7 protein-coding genes are annotated in these 23,554 nt (G+C 47.6%); 6 read left to right on the top strand and 1 reads right to left on the bottom strand.

Going from position 1 to position 23,554, the window contains the following annotated elements:
* Positions 1 to 7 precede the first annotated feature (7 nt).
* The 4 genes from LKD36_RS02205 (at position 8) to LKD36_RS02190 (ending at position 16,524) form a co-directional block, all read left to right on the top strand.
* On the top strand, positions 8 to 13,306 hold the full coding sequence (locus LKD36_RS02205) for a hypothetical protein (protein WP_308458486.1): 13,299 nt from the start codon (positions 8 to 10) through the stop codon (positions 13,304 to 13,306).
* Between the two features lie 478 nt (positions 13,307 to 13,784).
* Entirely contained in the window at positions 13,785 to 14,717 is a 933-nt protein-coding gene (cysK, locus tag LKD36_RS02200) for a cysteine synthase A (RefSeq protein ID WP_118770562.1), read from the top strand.
* A 46-nt stretch (positions 14,718 to 14,763) separates the two neighbouring features.
* The gene (locus LKD36_RS02195) at positions 14,764 to 16,074 is read left to right on the top strand and encodes an O-acetylhomoserine aminocarboxypropyltransferase/cysteine synthase family protein (RefSeq protein ID WP_118770561.1); all 1,311 of its coding nucleotides are present in this window, start codon (positions 14,764 to 14,766) and stop codon (positions 16,072 to 16,074) included.
* A gap of 3 nt (positions 16,075 to 16,077) precedes the next feature.
* Positions 16,078 to 16,524, top strand: a complete 447-nt coding sequence (locus tag LKD36_RS02190; protein ID WP_308458485.1) for an RrF2 family transcriptional regulator — start codon at positions 16,078 to 16,080, stop codon at positions 16,522 to 16,524.
* 186 nt (positions 16,525 to 16,710) lie between these two features.
* Here the strand turns inward: LKD36_RS02190 and LKD36_RS02185 are convergent, their stop codons facing one another.
* The gene (locus LKD36_RS02185; RefSeq protein ID WP_308458484.1) at positions 16,711 to 17,724 is read right to left on the bottom strand and encodes an FAD:protein FMN transferase; all 1,014 of its coding nucleotides are present in this window, start codon (positions 17,722 to 17,724) and stop codon (positions 16,711 to 16,713) included.
* Positions 17,725 to 18,003: 279 nt separating this feature from the next.
* Here LKD36_RS02185 and LKD36_RS02180 point away from each other — a divergent pair, with 279 nt between their 5' ends.
* Both LKD36_RS02180 and LKD36_RS02175 read left to right on the top strand, forming a co-directional pair.
* Positions 18,004 to 21,921 carry an InlB B-repeat-containing protein gene (locus tag LKD36_RS02180; protein ID WP_308458483.1) on the top strand — a complete coding sequence of 1,306 codons (3,918 nt, stop codon included), beginning with the start codon at positions 18,004 to 18,006 and terminating at the stop codon, positions 21,919 to 21,921.
* Positions 21,922 to 22,400: 479 nt separating this feature from the next.
* Positions 22,401 to 23,552 (top strand): trans-sulfuration enzyme family protein, encoded by a 1,152-nt coding sequence (locus tag LKD36_RS02175; protein WP_308458482.1) that lies wholly within the window; start codon positions 22,401 to 22,403, stop codon positions 23,550 to 23,552.
* The last annotated feature ends 2 nt before the right edge of the window (positions 23,553 to 23,554 follow it).

The raw sequence follows: 23,554 nt of genomic DNA, 5'->3' as shown, positions 1-23,554 counted from the left end.
AGAGTGAATGGAAGAGAAGAAAAAGAAAAAGTTTATCATTCCCCTTCCATATACCGGAGGTAATCTTGGAAAGACACTGATGTTCGGCCTGGTGATTGTCCTTGCCGTCGTCGGAGCCATGATGCTTCAGGCAAAAGAACTGACGCAGATCCAGGAAGACGGTTACGTCGTGGAAGAAGAGTTAAGTGATGCCCTGAAAAATGGTGTGACAGATCCGGTCAGCCAGGATGAGGTGGGGCTTTATGCCGTATCAGCATGGCAGAAAGTATACAGCCGTCTGGGCAGTTATTATGTAGGTGAGGAACAGCAGAAATTCCAGAAAACTTATCCGGAATTTCTGGAAAGCGGTTCCGGCGTCCGGTTTCTCGATGATGGGGCAACCCTCATTGGTGAGGATATGGTGACCAGACTGCAGGTCTATGACGGACTGCGCCTCAACAATGGTAATACCTTCGGGGAAGACGGTATGCAGGCAGATGTGGAGAATTTTATTCTGACATCACTGCCCAACGGAATGTATATCAATGCCCAGAATATGACATTGACTTATGCAGCAGTTTCTCATACTGTGTCAGCAGACAGTATTGTATTTTTTGACGACAGTGAGATTCGGTATTATAGCAGAGAGGATGGTTCTCTTCATTATGGAGAGATTACCAGTCTTATGGCAGCAGAGATTACCATCGGAAATCTGCATATGAACTATCGGGATTTTCTGGATCTTTTAAGAAATCCGGGAAGCGGTTCCGGTGTGGACAATCCGTCCGATGAACCGGCCAGCTATGACGATGGAGCAGAGGAGGCCACTGCAAGTGCCGGAACTATCATCACAACTCCGGGAAAAGCAGAAAGCCTGGACAGTCTGAAAAGCGAAAGTAATACAGAAGAAAAAGAGAAAGATCAGAATCAGCAGGATTCTGTGAAAAAGGACAGTCAGAATTCCGGTAACAATGGAAATGCTTCTTCAGAAAATGGAGGTAATGCAGGCCGGCAGGACAATGCAGGAAATGCTTCCTCAGGCAGTGGTTCCGGTTCTTCCGGAAAAGATGCCGGAAACAGCGGTTCTTCTGACAGCAATAACAGCAGCAACAGCAACAATGGAACAAAAGACGATAAGAAAGGCGACAGCGTCAAGGATAACAACGCGCAGCCTGGAAACGGAGAGCCGGGACAGGACGACAGCAATGTCACGGAGGATCCGGCTGATATCGGCGATCATGTTCCGACCATTACTGCCGGAGATTTTAATACAGAAGTGTATCATATCAGAACCAGTGTGAACGTGGATGATGCCTATGGACAGCTCTATAAGATTACCTATAAGCTGTACTGGGGCAGCAGTGATCTGAAGACCATCCGTCTGAGAAAATCTATCCGAAGCACGAAACTGAATGAAGACGGCAGTATGGACGTGGATCTGTCCCTGGTACCGCCGGGAACGACGATCCGGGTAGAGGGAACCTTTACCTATTACAACAATGAAGGTGAGAAGATCGAGAAAGATTTTCTGCCGGAAGGCGGAGTCACCTTAAAGACCTATTCCATCGAAGAAGGACTTCAGAAAGGGCTTCTGGAACGGATTACGGTTTCTTATGACAACACGAAGGAAATTCTGCCGAGAAGCACCAATGGTCTGTCTCTTTCTGAACTGACTGCAGGTGTACCGGAGATTATGAAAGAATACCTGTACCGCACGGCTGTGCGGATAACACCGGAAGGCAAGAAAGACTATCTGGATATTGCCTGGACTTCCTCTGACCTCCGGAAGCTGAAAGCCGGGACACCGATTGCCTGGTCTTCAGAAGCAACGGTGGCTAATACGGATTTCTTAAGCAGTAATACGGTATTCCATTATCAGATTCTGCTGCAGGATAAATTTGGCAATGACCTGCCGCTTCAGACCAGTGCAGGAGTATCCGGAGATCTGACTTTTTATTTAAGCGGAATTGCAGCGACAGCGAAGAGAGCACCGATTGTCTCCATTACGGAGAAGAGAGTGACCAATCCGGATGCAGACACGATCGGTGTGAAGAATCTGAGTATTAAGCTCAACAATCTCGATGAGGCGGACCTTCTTGCAGAGCAGGTGGCAACTTCTGATGGAAATATAGCGAGAAAGCTCTGGTTACAGGTATATACCATAGAAAATGGAGAAGAAAAAGCAGTTGCCATTGATAAACTGGCAAATCCGGATCTGACCACACTCTATGACGGAACCTGGATTGCCATTGATCCGGAGCAGGCTGAAAAAGGAAACGGACAGCAGATTACGCTTCATAACCTGCCGGCAGGAAAGGGTACGATCTACAGCTTTAAGGTATATGCCAACTATAATGCGACACCGGACAATACACAGAATCTGCCGCGTGAGGCCGATGTCATGCGTGCATCTGTCGGTGAGTATCAGAGTGCGGCACTGGCAATTACCAGACTGGGTTATGCATATTTCACTGTGGAATCAACCTCAGCGGATACGACCGCAGAAGTGACGGCTCAGATGACGAACTCTACCGGAGAGGCCTTGAGAAGCCTGTTCAGCCGGTTTGAGATCAAACTGATCGAAGGAAATACCAGCGGTACCAGAGGCGGAAGTGAGAAATACACCGCACAGCTTCGTAAAAAAGATTTCTATGAGGCAGATGGCAGTACGCCGAAAACCTTCCCGGAAGACGGGAATTATGTACTGGCTTCCGAGACCGGTAAATATACGATCACTGTAAAAGGAACAAAAGGGGAGGAGATCTGGAAGACTCTCTGCAGGGAGAATCCGGTGCTGGACATTAAGTATCAGAACCTGAATTCCACCCTGTATTATCAGACCCAGATCAATACTTTTGTAGAACAGGGTTATACCGGAAGCGGCATCAAAGAGCACGATGTCACCGGTTCTGCCAATACGACGACATTCCGTATGCTGCGTCTGAAGCCGGAAGTCAGCCGGAAAAATTTCTATGCAGTATCAGATTTTATCGAGATCCGCGGACTGCAGATCTACGATAAGGATGGCACCATTACCGGAAGCACCTCTGATCAGGGAAGCAGCGGAAATGTGGTTGTTCAGCTGCTGTATTGGAATGACAGTGCCTGGGAGGTATCACAGAGCCAGGTAGTCAGCACGACAGCAGATAAGAACAGTACCCTCCCGAATATCCGGTTCAAGGGTCTGAAGAATAATAAGACCTACCGTGTGAACTTTATAGCTGTGTCCTATAACCAGACATTCTCAGCTGTCAACGCACAGAGTTCCTATGAACTGGATGTAGTACAGGATGAGTGGACACTGACGACCGGAAAGGGCATTACATCGAGTCTGGCACTGATGGGAGCATCAGAGGCACTGGCTTATGTGGATGAAGGAAGTATCGAAAGTTTGAATCTGATCGACAGTGATAAGATTGAAACGGGATATTATCTGGAAAGCAATGGAAAGAAAACCGAAATATCCAGTACTTCCTGGTGGGTGACGGATTATGTAAAAGTGACACCTGGTGATGTGCTGATGCTTTACCGGGTCAATCAGACTTCAGATTGTCCATATATCAGTTTTTATACAGGACAGTCTGAGGATACGGCACTTCCGTTGTGGGGCTCTAATTACCGTATGATTATCCGCTGCAGTACATACCGTGCGAATTACGGAGACCGTTTCGGTGCCATGGATTATGCTTTGATTCAGATCCCGGAAGATGCGCAGTATATGCGCTTCAGCATGACATCGAATACGACGTACCAGTCAGGACCAAGTGCTACAAGACTGATGTCTCTTACGGACATGGGACTCATGAAGGACAATAATCCATATAAGATTTTCAATGGAAATGAACTTTATCAGGAGGCATGGAAAGACAGTTCTTCTTCTGTAAAAGAGAGCACCATGTTCAATGTGCAGACGAAAAAAGAGGTGTCAAACGGAAGTTATTCCTTAAGTAAGAAGATATCGGTAACACCGGGGCATTATTATGTGAAGACCGGAGGTCAGCCGACGGAACAGGCATATGTCGGATTCTATGACAGCGATGATAAGATCATAGATGTCTATGACAAGATCTATATGGGCTTTAAATTCCAGGCTCCTGCCGGTGCTGCCTATATGAGAATTGCAGACTACAAAGACGCAGTGAATCTTGGAAATTCTAACCAGAAGTATGCAAAGCTGAAAGTCTGGGAATACAATCAGGAGATGATAGAATCCGGTAAGATCCTTCAGGCAGATACGAACGGAAAATTCTATGCAAATGTCCGTTCTACAATCAATGACCCCAGCGGTGACCTGAAAAAAGACATCAATAATAATACGAGAAGTTATACGATCCGCTGGTATCAGGCAGAAGGCATTGATGGTGCAGATACGTCCGATCAGGTGCTGTATGATGAGACCTATTCCTTTGATACCGAATCGGAAATCAGGCATCATCAGAAAGAACTGGATGGATACTGCAGCTACGATGTCACACTCTGGGTAGAACTCTATGGAGAGGAAATCCTTCTGTCCGAGCTGCATTTTACCACAGAGGAGACGACTTACAGTATTGCCAATGATGCGGATCTGGCGAAACTTTCCATGTTCCCCTATGGTAAATTCGTGGTCGTAGAAGATTTTGAGACATCCAGAACTGGTGCGGTGGTATCGAATTTCTATGGAAAGATTGATGCCCAGGGACATACGATTACGAAGACACGGATGGATGCTCCGCTGATCGGAACATTGCGGGATGGCGCGGAGATTTCCAATCTTCACCTGAACTGGAAGGTGCAGCTGACAACCGGTTATCGTGACAGAGGTGCACTTGTCACGAATAATTATGGCACCGTGAAGAATATTATCATGGAATATAACCTGCAGGGAGCTTTCCCGCTGGGCGTTATAGGCGGAGCAGCTTACTCTAACTATGGCACGATTGAGAACTTTGCTGTTGTCTATAATACGGACCTGACAGCGCATGATAATTTTGGAGGTATCTGCAGAGGGAATTATAGCGGAGGTATTGTCAAGAATGGCTATGCGTATGTTGGTTCCAGCATCCGTGTGAACTTTGCATCGGCCGAGTATCTTGGAAATCCTGCGAATGTCACTTCCACTAACGGCACGGTTGTGGGATATAACTTTGATGGCGCACTGGTACAGAACGTCTATATGGTCGGCAATGTGAATGTGGAGAAGCAGAACAGTTCCTGGAATACAGCATCCTCTGCCCTTGTGGTTGGATATAATAGAGGAACTGTGCAGAATGTGATCGCCAGAGGTGACCGCTATGCATATTCGATCAATGCGGAGACGAATGTACAGAGCAAGCTGGAACCCTTCTATGGAGGCGGCGGCATTACGGTCGGCACCCATGGAGGAAGCTGGTCGGAGAAAAACGTCTATTATATCTCACCGACAAGTACGGAGTATAAGAGTTACACAAGCCAGGTGAAGGCAGATGACTCTGATCTCTGGAATCTGTCTATTATGAATGATCTTCTGAATGGAGAAGGCCAGTTCAATGTAGAGGAAGATATCCAGGCAGGCTATTATCCGAAAGTGCGCATGGAAGATAATATGATGGAGCAGCAGCCGTCTATTACCCTGCCGGGAACGGTTGGTACCTCTGTACCGGAAGCACTGGATGCAGTTCTGGTAGAAAGTGGTGTAGATGAGCAGGGCAATGATTATGTCATCTCCAATATTCGATTCATCAACAGCCGGAAGCGGCAGATTACCGCGATCACAATCGACGGACTTGACTGTCAGATTGTTGGATATCCGGACAGTGAATCAGGATATGCCGTACAGGTCAAACTGACCAATCCCCAGACCTTCCGTTCCGAATATGAACTGAAGAGTTTTGAATATAAGATCTCTGCCATCGGAGATGCCACAAAAACTGTGGAATATGGTGCAACACTTCCAAATGGTGCGAAGTATCTGCAGATTGAATTCTGGAAGAGCATTTCGAATGTTGAAGAGTGGAATGAGGCATTCAGTGAAGATAAGATTGACCTGGCAGGAAACTACCAGATCACTGCAGATATTGACTTTAGTGGTACTTCCGCAGACAAGGTGGCACAGATCAGCCGGAAGTCTCTGGGAAGCGGTAATTATGAGGTCTTTACAGGTTCGCTCCGTGGAGCTGCAGGTGCAGACCGGATAGGTACACCCACCCTTAGAAATTATCCGGCAGAGAAGGGATATATCATTGAGGCGATGGAAGGCAGCAGCCTGACCAATCTGAAGATCGACGGGCTGACGCTTGCTGTGACTGGTGTCAATACCAACATGGGACTTATAGGAACAGCCTCACAGACAGATATCAGTCACGTAGAATTGCATAATGTGGAGATATCTTCTGCCTCTTCCGCCGCAGGTGCACTGGCAGGAACCCTGAAAGACAGTACGGTATCTTACAGCTCTGCGACAGGAGTGGCGATTACGACAGCACAGCCGGAGGGTACGGCCTATAGTCTGGCAGTAGGAGGTCTTCTGGGTAATCTGAATAATACGCAGGTGAATTCCTGTTATGCTTCAGGGGTGGAAATTACCGCCCATGCAGGAGGCAGCGTCTCCGGTATCGGAGGACTCATCGGCAACACGACAGGCAACGGAAGCACGGAAGACAGTTATGCAGTCGGATCTATCGACAGCAGCTTCGGAAGTGCAGGAGGTCTTGTCGGTAATTCCGAGTGCCGTATCCGCAGAGCATGGACCGATGTGGATATCGTATCGGTTGCCAATAATATTGGCGGTATCCTTGGTACGGCTAATAAATCCATGAGTATTACCAGTACCTTCGCAGCGGGTGAGATCTATTCGAAGACCGGTGCCATCGATAAGGTAGGCCGTATTTACGGAAGCGGCATCGGCACGGCGAAAGTCACTGCCAGCAGATGTTTTGCATATGAAGGACAGAATATAAATGGAAAGCAGAATACCGACAGGCTTGATGCCTATGCGCTGATGTCTGCAGATACCATGTCCGGTGCTAATGCAAAGATTGGCTGGAGCCGGAGAGTTGGACTTGGAAGCGGATTCCGGCTGCTTGGCAGTGATTCACCGGAATCAGTATATGGTCTTCTGCCATATCTGAGAGACGAAGATGGAAGCGGTCTGCTTTCTGGTCAGACACCACATCTGATGAAAGATCAGGCGCTGAAGATGAACAAGGTCATTGCGGCAAAAGATGTACCGGGTAAGACAGACAGCACCTATCCTTATCAGTTGAATATTTCCTTCGTGCAGAGCAAAGAAAAAGAACTCTACACAGTGGAATCCGTGGCAGTGGAAGGTATGAATGTAGCGGAACCTGAGGGTGGAAACTATGAACCGGATACAAAGACACAGGAATCAGAGACGGATGGTACCGTGACGACGCAGTTCTATGTTTATACAGGCCTTGTCAGCTATCAGGATAACTATCGTGTGACGCTGAAGGTGAAGAAGGGAAATGCAGAACAGACGTTAAGCGGTGTACTCCAGTTTGAAGAGAAGGATATCCCGTATCTGGAGATTCATAATATTGCTGAATGGAAGAAATATCTGGGTTCCAATGCAGGAGAACAGAATCTTGGTCAGAGTTACCAGAATATCAGGATTGCAGGTGAAGTAAATTTTGAAGAAATGACAAGTACGCAGCTGCGGAATTACCTGAATGTCAGAGCTGCAAAAGTAACTGCCACAGAAGCAGGAAAGCTTACCAACCTTACCTACAGTGCAGCCCGTGCCGGAGAAGCCGTATTTGCGGATATTTCCGGAAATCTGGATAGTCTTGCATTTGAAAATATGAGCCTTGATGTGTCTTCCTATGGAGGAAGCAGTATTGGTATCATCGGACATCTGCAGGGAAATGGTGAAAAGCTTAAGTTTACAAATATCACGGTAAAAGCCGGAGCAGCTACGGAAGTTGGTACTATCGGAACAACAGAAGGTGCGCTGACAGATATCACGCTTCATAATATCAATGTGACAGCCAGCGGTAACTATGTGGGCGGCCTGACCGGAGTGAGCAGAGGCAATATCAGCAATGTTACTCTGACAGGAGATGTAAGCGGCACGGCGGCAAATCCGACTTATGGAACGAATATCATCAATATTGGCAGCTATCTGGGAACCGGTGGTCTGGTCGGTGCACCTTATGCGGCATTCGAGAAGATCTCCGTATCCGGTACCCATGTAAGCGGTTACCAGTATGTCGGCGGTGTGAGCGGATATACGAATGACAATACGAATAATGATATTACGGTAGGTTCCGATGGGATCTCTGTAGATGCATCCGGTGAGAAGATCTATGATGTATTTGTCGAAAGTACCAGTTATTATGTCGGCGGTGTGAGCGGTTATGGCACCAGCGGCAGTCATGGCATGGATTGCAACTACTTCAAAAACGTGACCGTGCAGAATGCAAGAGTTACCACCCGAGGAAGTGAAGCATCTGGTATCGCCAGAGTTATCAGTGCAGAGGATGTGACAGTTAAAGATTCCTATATCTATGCGGCATCCAGTCTTGCAGGCGGCGTGACAAGTTCATGGTCAACTGTGTACCGGGCTGCCGTCACTGATTCCATCATCAGTGCAGGGAATTATGCCGGTGGTATTGGTGGGGGTTACGTCTATACTTATGACTGCACCATTACAGGCTCCACGATTACGGCAGGCAAATATGCCGGTGGTGTTCTTGGATCCAGTTATAGTACGACCATTAACAGTACAGGGGTTGTGGACTGTACGATCGGTTCCGCAGAGTCCCTGTATATGGGCGGACTTCTTGGCGGCTGCTATGAAGGCTCAGGTATTCAGTGTTATGCTGTTATCTATAACTCCTTCAGTAAAGATACGACCGTTATGGCATCTAACGGTGCCGGTGGTATCGCAGGTTATGCGAGAGGTGGTAATTACCAGAATATTTACTCGAATGCGGAGGTCACTGCCAGAGAGAATGCCGGCGGTTTTGCAGGACTTGTGGATGGCTATATCATGAACAATCATGCAAACCGGAGAATCCATGTGGATGGCTTCTATTTCAGAGGGACAGTGACGGCAAAGCTTAAGAATGCAGGTGCTTTTGCAGGTACATACAATCATGGTACGCAGCAGAAAAACAGTGATGGTACCCTTTATCTGAATGAAAAAGTACCAACACAGATCAATGCAGATACAGTGAAGGAAGATGGATCTGTCGTAGATCCGGGTACCGTCTATATCCAGAGGATCATTCTTGCACCGGACAGTGTGACAGCAGCAACTGGCACTACAGCTAAGCTGGTGGCAAACTTTGAAAGAAAAACAGAAGATGGTTCAGGTATCGCACAGGATGAAGTCGGTACGACGGCAGGCGAGATCAAGAATTTCTATATCTGGGATGGATTTAACACAGATGGAAAATCAAGACTGGGCAGTAAGCCAGTAACAGCATCCGAGCTGGGAAGTCAGAGATTCTATGAAGAACTTGGATTCAATGCCAACACCTGGAACTACATGGGACTGTCCGAGACCGGACTGACCGATGCGGCTATCGTTCCGCAGGAGAAAGGTACCTTCCAGCTGAATGTGGGAACCAAAGAAAAGGGCGGTCTGGAAGATGGAGAGTATAATGCAGAGGTATCTACAGGCAATTATGTACAGGACGATTCCATGGTACTCTGGCTGGATGCCCTGAATAACACGGGCAGCGGCTTCGATCCCGATGCGGCATACTGGACCAACCTGGCAACCGTTGGACAGACGGATGAAAACGGGGACGAGAAAGAACCGGAGAGCTATCAGTTGAAGAACTTCGCGAAGGGAAGCTGGAAGAGTAACGGACTGTACCTGACTGGTTATAGAGAGTACATTGATACGATCGACAATGGTGAGCTGGGACATAAAATCCGAACCGATGAGAATGGTCAATATACCGGAGCTACCATCAGTATGATGCTGAAGATGGATGATGATCGTCATAATATTGATAATTATGTGATCTATAACCGGAGCAGTGTACTGGGCGGATTTGAGCTTTGTTTCCGAAGAGATGGATGTACAATACTGTATGCGGATAATACAGCACTGAATGCGTCCAAAGCCGGAACACTTGCGGATGGATTTTACGGCAGCTGGCCGGCATTGTATAAATCTGATAGTGGTAAAAATATTGGCGGTAAGTATGTTCAGCTGACCATGGTATATAAAACTTATCTGGGAGCCACCAGTGCGGATAATACGATGGACTTTACCATGTATCTGGATGGACAGGAACTCTATAATGTCAGGAGAACTGGTGGATTTGAGAGCCGTTACGGCAACCTGCTGCGCTTTGGTGGAACCAGCTGGTCTTCTGATACCTATGGTTCCATGAAAGGTACCATCGGAAGCATTATGGGTTATGACCGTGATCTCTCAGCTGACGAGGTAGCACAGAATGCAAGAGCCAATCAGATGCGGTACAACAGCGCAGCAAGTCTGCGGGGCGATACTGTAAATAAAGATACGGTATCTTCCGGAAGCAATGTGGTATCTAAGACTATTACAGTGGATAATGGAAAAGCAACGCTGGACCTGACCAGGGAGCAGTTGGATCAGCTTCTGGTATCCGCAGATCCGGATGACCCGAATGCGGAAGCAGACGGACGTCAGCTGAATGTCAGAATCAAAACGGCCGACAATTCATATCTGGGCGGCAGCGTGGTTTACCCGCTGAGCAAGTTCGCACCGACGGTGAAGAGTACGGCTTACAGCGATGCTGAATGCAAGACACCGGCGGCGGATGTGAATACCGCAGCAGGAACCGATGGAGATGGAAGCGGCTGGAATTTCGATAACAAACCTTACGTTAAGGTAGGTGAGATAACCGGTGCTACAGGAAGTGTGACCGTAGACAGCTATCAGTGGTACAGCAGTTCCACCGGAGGATATGACGGAACGAAGATTGCCGGACAGACTTCCAACACCATGCAGCTTACCGGAAGCGGCTACTACTACTGCCGAATCGAAGGTACGGAGACATATATTGACACCACAACCGGAGAAAAGGATACACGTACCGTTTACGGCTATACAAAAGTATACCGTCATAAGACCGTAAGTTACATGCCGTATCTGAGAAGCCGTCAGTCCAATCTGAATTACAGGACGCTTTCTGCACAGGAAGGTTACTACACCAACAGTGCTGGAGAGAAGGTATATTACAGCTCCACCGATGCCGTATGCAGCGGCGGTGTTCCGGTACCGGGCGATGCTTCTACCTTATCCCTTATGAGAGCAATGTGGCTTATGGGCAGTGCGTCCGAACCGGCACCGGCAGTACAGGCTTATGCATCCGGCGTCAATACGCTGAATGTGGAATTTGACAGCAACATTCCGTTCGAAGATGAGAACTACTTTGGAACAACCTGGTTTACCATTGAGGCGGACGGGCAGGATGTAGTGCTTCCGGAAGGAACACTTACGCCGATGACATTTACCGATCTGGACGGAAAAGAGCGGACAGGATACTATATTGATACGAGAGTATACTCCCTGACCTATGATTTCCAGACGGAACTTACCATTACTACCTGGTCAGAATTCTTCGACGCCATGACCGGCGACAGTTATCTCGACAGCCAGAGCTGTGAGGTGACACCGGAACAGGCAGCCAGAAGAGTCATGACCTGGGGTGACGCATATGCGTATATTAACAATAAAGATATGATTAACGGCAACATCGGCCGGATCACCCACGACGGTGGATTTGTCAACCTGTACGGTGGACAGGCACTGACGACGGATGGACAGATCGTGGATATGTCTGATCTGGAACCGGTTGAGAAGCTGAAGACGAAAGAAGCCGAGGCTTCTGAAGATTCCGAATCCGACAGCGAGACCGCAGAGTCTGATGATGCGAAGGTGGAGAGCACCGGCACCGCTACAGTAGTGGAGCGCGATGTGAATTACGAGGCAGCTGAGACTGCACTGACTATTCTGCCGGAGAGCGTACCGCTCTACACCGGTGAGTACGAAGGCTACGGCATCCGCACCTATGCTGGATTTACCCAGACAATGGATGGGGCAGGCGAGACTTATGTAAGCTCCAGACAGCTCTTTGTGAAGAACGGTCAGCTGTTTACCATGGATGTATCTGCGACAGATGGTAATGTAGCGGATGGTTATATCCTTGATACCTATCAGGATTACCGCTATATGACGGTACTGAAGGCAGCAGAGCCCCATGACTTAAGTGATGTAGAGCAGCCGATCCATTATCCGTCCGATTTTGCAAATTACAACATTGCTCATATTTCCAATACACTGGATAACAGCAGTGACAACCATATCGTGATGGGTTACTACAGTCATGGTACTGTCTGGGGATTCAACTATTTCACAGGTGAGTGGCTGGATCTGGGCAGTGATGCCAACGGCGGCAATTTCGTTACATATCTTCTGGGCACTATCAGAGCGAAGTTCTTCAATACTTTGCCTGTGGTTAATCCGGAATATCAGAACGCACTGCAGCTGGAGACCAACCTTGGTGTCTACCTGCTGGAGAATGCGGATGAACTTCCGGAGGGTGCAAGAAGCGGCTATGGTGATACAGTGGATGACGGTTCGCTGCTGAGTCTCGACACTGAGAAGGCAATTCCGATCGACCATCCGGGTGTGACCAATGCAAATGGTGATATTGCAGAGTCCGGAGGAGATCAGGAGGAAGGCACAGCACTTGCTCAGACGGATACTTCGGTGGCATCGGAAGACAGAGCACTTGCAGAGGCCAGTGAAGAAGAGCTGCAGACACCGGGCGGTGTTCTTCAGAAAGTGAATGATGACACACAGACCGATGAAGCAGATAAGGCACAGACGGATGCCGCACTGGATGAGAACAGCGAAAGCGGTTCTTCCAGCATGACAAAAGTCGGTGTGGACGATGCACAGCAGGCCGTAACCGGCGCCGGCGCTGCCGCAGATGCGGACGGCACCAGAGCTTACGGTCAGGGTGCGGAAGATGTGGAAGCACCGGAAGAACTGATCGATGGCGATTCTACGGCAGATGGAACTGCAGTAACAGAGGATGCAGCCGACGGAAGACAGCTTGCAGATGCGAGCCTTACCACTGTCTACAACGCATCCACCGGCAACTACGGAGTCTACACGACAGAAGATATCCTCACCGCAACGGATGAGAAGCTTCAGACGGTTGACACTAGACTTGTCATGATGGGAGCAGACCTGACACCGATCTATATCGATCAGACCAGCACTCTCACCGAGAAAGAGCAGAATGGTATCAGAGTTCTTCTCGTTATCTCCGGCGGAGTCGTTGTCCTCCTTGCAGGCATGATGCTGGTTCATACCAGAAAAAGAAAAAGACGCTAGACAATCATACAATACATAACAAACCCTCCGGCAGGATTCCTGCCGGAGGGTTTGTTGTATAAGCAAGTTCGCGGAGCCAGATTCCGCCCGCGGACACATTGCCGCGGGTGGGTCTGCTCGTTGTCTGCCGGGAGCTTTACCGCGGGTGGGTCTATATCAAATTTCTTGTATGAAAGTTCCACTTTTTTGGCGCTACAGGCGGTCTCGCAGGCAGCTGTGGGTCTCAATCTGACCTGGGCCTGACAAAATTCCTTCCAAATCTGATTTCGCAGGAATTTTTCCGGCATGAATTTGATATAGCCCCAGCAACAAGGCTCGGACAAAAAACATAGACTTGATATAGCCCCAGCAGCAAGAATCAGACAAAAAACATAGAAAAAAGTAATAAAACATAGTTGACAAATAGGAAATATAGGGATATAATTGCATCATCAAATAAAACATAGTATGTGAATAGGAATTATAGGAGGAATAGAAAATGGCAAACATCTACAAGGGAACACTTGGACTGATTGGAAACACCCCGCTGGTAGAAGTCGTAAATGTGGAAAAAGAGCTTGGCCTGGAAGCAAAGATTCTGGTAAAGCTTGAGTATTTTAATCCGGCCGGAAGCGTAAAGGACCGTATTGCGAAGGCCATGATCGAGGATGCCGAGGAGAAAGGAATTCTGAAAGAAGGCTCCGTCATCATCGAACCGACCTCCGGAAATACAGGTATCGGACTTGCATCCATCGCAGCAGCCAAAGGATACAGAATCATTCTTACCATGCCGGAGACCATGAGCGTGGAGAGAAGAAACATCCTGAAAGCTTATGGCGCTGAGCTGGTTCTGACCGAAGGAGCCAAAGGAATGAAGGGAGCCATTGCGAAAGCAGAAGAGCTTTCCAAAGAGATTCCCAACAGCTTCATCCCGGGACAGTTTGTAAACCCGGCTAACCCGGCAGCACACAAGAAGACAACCGGTCCGGAGATCTGGAACGATACCGACGGAAATGTAGACATCTTTGTAGCAGGTGTAGGCACCGGCGGAACTCTTACCGGAGTTGGCGAGTATCTGAAATCCCAGAAACCAGATGTGAAGATCGTGGCAGTTGAGCCGGCAACTTCTCCGGTTCTCTCTGAAGGAAAGAGCGGTCCCCACAAGATTCAGGGTATCGGTGCAGGATTTGTGCCGGATGTACTGAACACCAAAGTATATGATGAAATTATTCCGATTGAGAATGACGATGCATTCGCAGGCGGAAAACTCCTTGCAAAACATGAAGGCGTGCTGGTAGGTATTTCTTCCGGAGCAGCTCTTCAGGCAGCTATCCAGCTGGCGAAGAGACCGGAGAATAAAGGAAAGACCATCGTAGCACTGCTTCCGGACAATGGTGACAGATATTACTCCACTCCGCTGTTCGCAGAATAATTTACGAAATCCCATACGAACATAGAAAAGAAAGGTAATAAAACCAATGGCAGAGAAACTCAAAAGAGCAGATAGAAAGTTTAAATTTGAAACCTTACAGCTTCACGTAGGACAGGAAGCTCCCGATCCGGTAACTGACGCACGTGCAGTACCGATTTATCAGACTTCTTCTTATGTATTCCGTAACTGCGATCATGCAGCAGCAAGATTTGGTCTGGCAGATGCAGGTAATATTTACGGACGTCTGACCAACCCGACGGAGGATGTTTTCGAGCAGAGAATCGCAGCCCTGGAAGGTGGTGTTGCAGCCCTGGCAGTCGCATCCGGAGCAGCAGCAGTTACCTACACCATCGAGAACCTGGCACAGAGCGGTGACCATATCGTATCTGCAAAGAACATTTATGGTGGAACTTTCAATCTCCTGGAGCATACGCTTCCGGCATATGGTGTTGAGACTACTTTCGTAAATATTTTCGATCTGGATGAGGTAGAGGCAGCAATCAAAGAGAATACCAAGGCAGTTTACATCGAGACTCTTGGAAATCCGAACTCTGATGTCGTTGATATTGAAGCAATCGCAAAGATTGCTCATGCACATAAGATCCCGCTGGTAGTAGACAGCACCTTCGCTACTCCATATCTGGTTCGTCCGATTGAGTATGGTGCAGATATTGTTGTTCATTCCGCAACCAAATTCATCGGCGGACATGGAACCACCATCGGTGGCGTGATCGTAGACAGTGGTAAATTTGACTGGGAGGCATCCGGAAAATTTCCGTCACTGACAGAGCCGAACCCGAGCTATCATGGCATCAGCTTTACCAAAGCAGTAGGACCGGCTGCATTCGTAACCAAGATCCGTGCCATCCTTCTGCGTGATACCGGAGCTACCATTTCTCCGATTCATTCCTGGATTTTCCTGCAGGGACTTGAGACTCTGTCTCTTCGTGTAGAGCGTCATGTGCAGAACGCACTGAAGGTGGTAGAGTATCTGAATAATCATCCGCAGGTAGAGGCGGTTCATCATCCGTCGGTATCCAAGGACCCGCAGCAGCAGGCTCTTTATAAGAAATATTTCCCGAACGGAGGCGGTTCTATCTTCACCTTCGAAATCAAGGGAGATGCACAGAAAGCAAAAGACTTCATCGATAACCTGGAGCTGTTCTCTCTGCTCGCTAACGTAGCAGATGTGAAATCTCTGGTCATCCACCCGGCGACCACCACACACAGCCAGTGTACAGAAGAAGAACTTCTGGATCAGGGAATCAAACCGAATACCATCCGTCTTTCCATTGGTACCGAGAATATCGACGATATTATTCAGGACCTGGATGAGGCATTCAAGGCAGTACAGTAAGGAATGAAATTTTCCAAAAAAAGCAGATACGGAGTGGCGGCTCTCATTGATCTGGCAGTCAATTCGAAAAATGGTCATGTGGCACTCGGAAGTATTGCTGAGAGAAATGAGATCTCTCCCCAGTATCTGGAGCAGGTGTTTGCCAGCCTGCGCCGGGCAGGAATTGTGAAGAGCGTCAAAGGCTCCCAGGGTGGATATCTGCTGAAATATCCGTCTTCCAGTATTACAGTGGCCTCCATCATACAGGCACTGGAAGGAACCTATTATCTGGATGACGAAGAGACAAAGACAGAAGAAAGCGCAGCCGGGATTGCGGAGACCATACAGGAAGACATTGTGGATAGAGTCAATCACGGGCTGGATCAGATTCTTCAAAACCTGACGCTGGCTGATCTGGAGGAAAGTTTTCAGGAGCGGCAGTCAGGCGGACAGGAAATGTATTATATTTGACCTGTTCAAAGCCTCACAGAGGCAGTTTTGCGAATTGGTTCTGAATAGGCATAGAATATAAAAGGCGGAGAGAATGCGCATGAAAAAACATGCCATAATCTCCGCCTCATTTTTTATAAAATCAGGAGGAAAGACAAATGAGCACAACGAAGAAAACAGTTCTGATTACAGGAGGAGCCAGCGGCATCAGCGTCTGATCAGATTGACCGGGGTATCGGAGTAGTCTTCTGTCAGGGCAAAATGATCTGCAAGTCCTTCTGTGATATAGACTTCTCCGGTATCTGTGACAAATACTGCTTCAAAATCATCACTCTGTGCCCACAGCTCCGCTGCTTTTTCAAGTCCCATGACGAAGAGGGAAGTGGACAGACCGTCACAGGTCAGACCGTCATCCCCGATAATGGAGACAGACCGCAGGCCACTGTCAGCCGGATGGCCGGTGGTCGGATCCATGATATGCCAGTAGGTCTGGCCGTCCTGTTCAAAATAGCGTTCATACCCGCCGGAAGTGACGACTGCCTGATCATTAACAGAGACAACCATCATGGGCACATTTTCTTTCGGATCGCGGATCGCGATTTCCCAGAGGCTGCCGTCTGGTTTCGTGCCAATGGTCTGCACATTGCCGCCAAGATTCAGAAGGGCAGATGTGACACCCTTTTCCCGCAGGAGAGCAGCCACCTGCTGTCCGGCAAAGCCTTTTCCGGTACTTCCAAGATCTATTTCCATCCCGGCAGGAAGGGTGACTATGCCGGTTGTTACATCATATTGTACCTGGTTATAGTCTACATGGGATAGCAGATCCGTAATCGTGGATTCCTCCGGTACCTGATAATTTCCGGTGGTGAATCCCCAGGCGCGGACGATGGGATAAATGGATAAGTCCAGAGCTCCATCGGTTCGCTGACAAAGGGAAAGGGTATCTTCCATCAGTTCGGCGGCGCGACCGGTCAGAACTCCGGAACCATCCCGGTTAATTGCATAAAGTTCACTGTCGGGATTGGTTACGGAGGCTTTGTCTTCAATATCTGCAATCACATCCTGTGCGTCTTTTAGCAGTGCGTCATCACCATAGACAGTAAATTGCATCACCGTATCCATGGCAAAAAAACTTTCTTCAGAAGCATGGGTTCGGTCCGAGTTACAGCCTGTCAGTGCCAGAAGCCCAAGTAAGAGCGGAAAAATCAACATTCTTTTCATAAAAAATCTCCCTGTAAATGATAATGATAAAAAAACTCAAAACAGAAGTAAACTATTTTTAAATACTGAGTTGACAGAAAAAACCAATTTTGATATAGTACCCACTGTGGTTAATTAAGTCTAACTTAAAATTAGCTGTCATTAATTTGACAGTTAATTTTTTGTAATGATATTAGTTAAAACTAACAACGGTATCGATTATAGCATGAGTACAAAAGGCTAGTCAATGACCGAATGGAGTAAAAGTAACTGACAACAGAACTAAATGGAGAAAAGCTGATGAATTACAAAAAACTGAAGCGAGTATTTGCGCTTGGCATGGCTGTGCTGCTTTCCGTGTCCACATCTGTCTATGGTGGCACAATGGAAGTGCACGCAGCAGAAGTAATTAGTGATGACTTATTAGAAAACGAAGTTATTGATAACTCATCATTAGAAGAGAATACAGAGAAAAAGGGAGACGTCCAGGGAGATACTCAGGGTACAGGGCAGGGCGATAGCCAGGATAATGCCCAGGATGCAGGGCAGGACGATGGTCAGGACAACGCCCAGAATGCAGGGCAGGGCGATAGCAATGACAACGTCCAGAATACAGAACAGGGAGATAGCAATGACAATGTCCAGAATGCAGGGCGGGGAGATAGCAATGATGATGTTCAGAATGCAGGGCAGGGAGATAGCAGTGATGACGTTCAGAATGCAGGACAGGACGATAGCCAGGACAACGCTCAGGATGCAGGACAGGGAACTGTCCAGGGAGATGCGCAGGATGCTGGTCAGGATGCAACTGTGCTGACAGAGCAGGATGAAAAACCGGCTGCACTTGCTGCAACTATGGCTGCGCCGAGTGGAGTTGCAAAGACAGAAGTTGGATACAGTAACGAGCTTAATTTAGGATTCAGCGATGCTGCATGGGTGAATAGTATTACTGCATTGAAGGTTGGAAACGATTCTTTCGAGAAAGTGAATTCATTTGGATTTTTTGAATCAGGAAATAAATTTATTGCGGGAAGTTATTCCTTCGATGGCGGTGCAAATGGAGATCTTCCTGCGTTGAGAATTATAACAAAAAATATTACGTTCCCAGTAATAGCTGTGATTTCTGCAAATGGATATGAAGATTTAAAATTAAATATAAAAAGAGAAGGAAAATCCTATGCTTATACCTATACCGCAGAGGTAATCTCTGACACCACCCCGGACACTCCGGCTGCTCAGACCTACACAGTCACCACATCCGGGTGCGCTAACGGGACTCTTTCCGTTACTCCGAATACAGAGGTAGCGGAGAACACTTCTGTTACAGTCACTGCTACACCGAATGCAGGATATGTAGTAGATACCGTGACTGCGAAGAAGGACGATGGCACGGAAATAACTTTGACAGCAGGCGCAGAGAGCGGTGTTTATACTTTCACCATGCCGGCTTCCAATGTGACAGTTTCTGCCACCTTCAAAGAAGCTGCACCAGCAGAAGCTGGAAAGATCGTGTTAAGCCAGCTGAAATTAGAAAAAGAATGGATGGGCAGTAACTGGAATCTTAAATTTACAAATGCTGATGGTTATGTTTCCAAAGTGACAGCAATCAAGGTAAATGATACAGCGTGGAAAGAGACTTCTTATGGACCTTATTCAGGAGGTTCTTATAAGAAGAATACTGATGAAAACTATCTTATTTTTGCAGGAAATGATAATATCAGCAATCCGACTATTAGAGTTTTGCAAAGTGGTGATGTGATCACCATCACAGCCACAGGCTATCAGGATCTGACCTTTAAACTGGTCATTGATCCGAATGGAAATGCTTCTCTGACAGAAGATGACAATCAGGGTGATCCATATGAACTTCATGTAAAGATTGAAGGCTCTTTTGAAGCCGCCATTGTGGGACAGAAAGATTATGACGGAGTATCCAGTGCGAGCACAGGGGGTGCGTCCAGCAATAAAAACAGTGCGGTAACTGTATATGGAGCTTTGGTTCAGAAAGATACTGAACCGGCAGACAGTGACTGGGAAGCACTGGACCATCAGTCAAAGATCCAGCTGGAAGGAAGCAAGTGCAGCGTATCTATCGTACCGGATGTTGCCGGTGGTACCGCTGCGAACAGTGACAGTGGAATGGAAGGTGTCTATATGACGCTGAGCAGTGATCTGACGCTGAACGGGACACCAAAGGACCCGGGCACCTATCTGATCTCTGTTTCTATCGAAGACAAGCAGGGACGGAAAGCAACCAGTAATACCCTGCCGTTCCGGATTTACAGTGGTGAGGAGACCCTTGCAGAGCAGATCGAAACAGAGAACCTGAAGCAGTATGCAAGTGGACTGTATGCATGGGATATTATGGAACCCTGGGCGATTAAGAATTTTGGCAGTAATGTAGAGGGACAGGAGGAAAGCGTTCGGGTACCGGAGAAGCTGGAAGTATGGTTTGGCTCCCATGAGAGTGGAACCTACGGTTTTCTTGGCTATGATATTCCCTGGGCAGATGTAAAAGCAGGTAATATTCCCCAGACACTGTATATCCCGGCTGGCTGCAATCTGACACTGACCAATATGAAAATCTTAAGTAGTGTGCGGATTATCGTAGAAAATGGCGGCAAACTGACGCTGTCAGATTCGACCGTACAGGGAATCATCGACGTACAGAGCGGCGGTACCTTCTCCATGAATTATGATGCATATGGCAAGAAATTTACCACAGGAGCTTCTATATGTGGACAGCTTCGCCTGGAAGATGGTGCAATTCTGGAAAATGCAGCTATTTACTCCCATACCAATTATCTTGCTAACGGTGATCTGACCGACCGCTCTAATGATGACGCAATCGTGGCAGTTACTGGAAATGTAACATTAAAAGGGCAGGTGTTTATCAGCGGTGACGAAGCCGGAAGCACCGGGAAAGGACAGACAGCTCTTCAGGTGAAAAATGGCACCTTAAACCTTGAGGATGGTGCGACCCTTGCCACCTACGGAGGCGGCGGAAATGTAACGATTTTTTCAACCGGAGGAGAAGCAATCCAGCTGGAGAATGGTACGATAACCGGAAATGGAAAAGTGATAGCCATTGGAGGCAGTGTAACATTTGGAACGGGTGGAAATGCAGTTTCTGGAAATGGCGCAATCCATACCTCAGAAGTGTTCCTACAGGGAGCAACATCCTATACAGCAAAGAATGCGGCACCTGGAAAAGCACTGGAAGGAGATATCGCACTCACCAGCGCAAAACGTCATGTGGCAGATGGTACACAGGTTGAGAGTGGACAAAATGATCCTCTGGCAGATTTGTACTGGAAGACCGGAATAGATTCAACGCCGTCGATGGATCAATTTGTAACTGCGGATACCAAGAGCTTTATGGTTTCTGATATTCCAAGTCAGGTTTATACAGGAAATGAGTTACAGCCACAGATTACGGTAATGGATGAAGGAATCCTTCTGACAGAGGGAACCGATTATGTAGTTACCTGTAAGCAAGTGATGAGCAGAGCCGCCGCAGCTTCGATGATGGATGCCGGTACTTATACCGTGGTAGTAAGCGGAACCGGTGTTTATGGCGGAAGTGTTGAAAAAGCATTTGTCATTGAACCGAAGAAGACGATATTTGCAGTGACGGAAGACGCATCTTCCGCCGTTTATGACGGACAGAATAAGCGTCCGACTGTAACGGTCAAGGATGGCGATGCGGTTCTGGCAGAAGGAATTGATTACGAAATTACCGTCTCTGTTGATGGAAAAGAGTATACCGATGCGGAGTTTGTGGCAGCAGGTGTATATGAGATGACCATTACCGGAATCGGAAACTATGAAGGCTCCACCGGAAAGGTAAGCTTCACTATCAGTGAGAAATCATCCGACCAGAATAGTAATGACAACGATAACAATAGCAACACCGGTAACACGACCGATAACGGAAACAATAGCAACACCGGCAATACGACCGATAATGGAAGCAATACCAATACTGACAGCAGTGCAGCCAATAACAGCAAGAAGAAAAAGAAACATTCTTCACATGGCAATTCTTCGGAAGAAACCACAGCACAGGCTGCAGCAGAGAGCTCCGCAGTGGCGGATATCAGTGCAGTTCCGGCTACCGGAGATATGGCTCAAACCGGGCAGTGGATGCTGCTTGGTGCAGCAAGCTTAGCTGCAATTGGAATCTCTCTCGAGACCAGACGGAAAAAGAGAAAATAAGGAGAATGGGTTGTTGCAAAATCAGTTGTTTTGCAGCAATCCATTTTTTGCTTTTGAATTCCTGTTTTCTGATTCTCTGAATTCCTGTTTCCTGAATTAGCATGTATGGGTCTATATTGAATTTCCTTCTCTTTTGTTCCTGCCATTTTGTGAAAAAGAGGAACTGAGTTTCAGGCATTTTAATATAGACCCATATCAGCTATTTTTGCTGTATAAACTGTAAGCTGAACAGGAACTTTTTTGATATTTTTTCATTCCAGACCCACGGCGGGCCGGTAGAGAAGATTTCAGACTCAGGACGGAGCCAACAGAAGCCACATCAGACCCAGCAGAGGAGATTCCAGCCTCATGGCTGCCCTTCGCTTGTTTAAATAATGGAAAACCATGTTGACATCTCCACTTCAAAAAGATATAATCCTATTAAATATATAGGAATTATATAGTCTATAAATATAGACAAATGAGGAGGCATACATACAATGGCATACGGAATTGAGACGCGATGTATTCATGGAGAAGATGGAATTACGAGAGAGCATGCATATGGCTCCATGGGAACGCCGATATATCAGACAGCGACCTTTGCCCATCCGGGTGTGGGGCAGTCCACTGGATTTGATTATACAAGAGAGAGTAACCCTACCAGAAGTGAACTGGAGCGGATTGTGAGTTCCCTGGAAAAAGCTTATGATACGGTGGCATGTGCCAGTGGTATGGCAGCCCTTTCTATCTTACTGGAGCTGTTTGAAAATGGATCACATTTTGTATGCTCAGAGGATTTGTATGGCGGTTCTGTCCGGATCTTCAGTACCATTGGAGCAAACAGAGGCCTGACATTTTCCTATGTCAACACGGCAGATGCAGAATTGGTGGAGAAAGCCATTAAAAAAGAGACAAAAGCCCTCTATATTGAGACCCCAAGCAACCCGACCATGCAGGTAACGGATCTGCGTGCTATGAAGGCGCTGGCAGAGAAATATGGTCTTCTGCTCATTGTGGACAATACGTTCCTCTCCCCTTATTTCCAGAATCCCATTGATCTTGGAGCAGACCTGGTGGTACACAGCGGAACCAAGTATCTGGGCGGCCACAATGATGCACTGGCAGGTTTTTTATGCTCAGCGAGCAAGGATCTGGCTGACAAGATCCGATATATCTACAAGACCACCGGTGGCTGTCTGTCACCTTTTGAAAGCTTTCTGCTCATCCGCGGCATCAAGACCCTGTCTGTCCGCATGGAGCGGCAGCAGGAAAATGCCTTGAAGATTGCCAACTGGCTGAAGGAACAGGAAGAGATCAAGGGGGTTTATTACGTTGGGCTTCCGGAACACCCCGGGTATGAGATTAATAAAAGCCAGGCAAGAGGATTTGGCGGTATGATTTCATTCCACACGGATACGGCAGAGACGGCAAAGCGGATTCTGGAGCGGGTGAAAGTCATTTCTTATGCAGAGAGTCTGGGAGGTGTGGAATCCCTGATTACGTATCCTATGCTGCAGACCCACGGAGATGTACCGGCAGAGATCCGGGAGCGTCTTGGCATCACTGATAATTTCCTGAGAATGTCTGTAGGTATTGAAAATGGTGACGACCTCATCGAAGATCTTGCGCAGGCGCTGAAAGGAGAATAGGC

This window comes from Hominiventricola filiformis (assembly GCF_020686965.1).
In the GTDB taxonomy this organism is placed as follows: Bacteria; Bacillota; Clostridia; order Lachnospirales; family Lachnospiraceae; genus Hominiventricola; species Hominiventricola filiformis.
Note: the sequence above shows the minus strand (reverse complement) of the source record. Positions and strands in the feature narration are given on the sequence as shown.